Source organism: Arthrobacter sp. SRS-W-1-2016 (assembly GCF_002009585.1).
In the GTDB taxonomy this organism is placed as follows: domain Bacteria; phylum Actinomycetota; class Actinomycetes; order Actinomycetales; family Micrococcaceae; genus Arthrobacter; species Arthrobacter bambusae_A.
Map to the genome: position 1 here is coordinate 1 of NZ_MTPV01000092.1, position 1,287 is coordinate 1,287.

Genomic DNA, 1,287 nt, shown 5'->3' on the forward strand with positions numbered 1-1,287 from the left:
GGGTTATAGGACAAAACGTGTGTAAATCCCGGGCGCGTCATGATCGTCCTGCCCAGCCTGTGCGGTGCCAGAGTCCTTCGTCGGCGCTGAGGCCGGTGCTGTAGAGCTCGGGGCCGGGTTGCTGCTCCGCCAGGGTGGCTTTGGGCTTGGGCGGATTGTGGTGGCGGGCTTTGATGAGCTTGGCTGGCGGCAGGGGCCGTTCGCTGTGCAGGTAGAGGTACCACTCGATCGCACGCTTCTGATGTTCCTCGCTCATGCCCCGGTGGGCGCGTAGCAGGAGCCGGAGCTGGGCGTTCGTTCCGCCTTCGATCCGGTTGGTTGTCGAGGCGATGTCCAGCCCGGCGTATTCCCCTCCCAGATACGTGAAGAGCGTGCCAGCCTGTCCGAGACGTTCCAAGAGCCGGTAGGCCTTGCGGAGCCTGTCGTGCGTGTACCACCAGGCCTGGTTTGCCCGGACCCATCCCGGGACCATGGCGGTCGTTGAGCGGTAGGTGCGGGCTTTGACCAGATGCCCGTGCTGTTGATGCCAGTCATTGAGTCCCGCAAGCCAGGCTGCGGCCTCCGCCGGGGCCTTGATCCTCGTCAGGGCCCGCCCCAGCCGCAGCAATGCCTTGCCCGCGTCGGTTCTGGGCCGGCAGGTCAGGTAGGTGCGCACGTTGCGCTGGACGTGGACCAGGCAGCGCTGCACAGCGGTTCCGGACCAGCACTCGGATAAGGCCGCGGCGATCCCGGAGCCACCGTCAGTGATCACGACCCGCGGGGCCGGGAAGCGTTCCAGCAACGCAGCCCACGCAGCCTTTTTCTCGGTGTCACACCACTGCCAGCCCAGCACGTAGTCACCGGAGACAGCGATCAGGCAGCACCACGAGCCGACGTAGATCCCATCGACCTGGATCTGGTCATGGATCTCTCCGGTGACCGGGATCCGCGGGACGACGTTCCAGCACCACGACGTGCGCCGACGGAATGACCTGGCCGTGCCGAGCGGAGCAGTCCGTGCCTGGCTCGAGGTGCCCATCAACCAGCCAAGGAACGCCTCCAGCTCGGAGCGCCGGCTTACATCAGGGCGTTCACGCGAACGGCTCGCACCGCATCCCAAGCACCGGTAGCGCTGCTTGCCGGCCGCCGTTTTCCCGTTCCGTACCAGCGCCTGACCGCAGACCAAACATTCCAGAGATATGCAAGCACCCCAGCCACCCTAAGCTCCCAAAGCTTAGCTATCCCGGAATTCGCCCGCCAACACTGGGAAGCAACCCCATCCCATACACACGTTTTGTCCTATAACCC

Annotated in this window: 1 protein-coding gene; it reads right to left on the minus strand. The window is 65.0% G+C overall.

What is annotated here, in order from left to right; translation table 11 throughout:
* Positions 1-37: 37 nt before the first annotated feature.
* Complete coding sequence (locus tag BMF89_RS21410; protein ID WP_171983585.1) at positions 38-1,165, minus strand: IS1249 family transposase; 1,128 nt, start codon at positions 1,163-1,165, stop codon at positions 38-40.
* Positions 1,166-1,287: the final 122 nt, after the last annotated feature.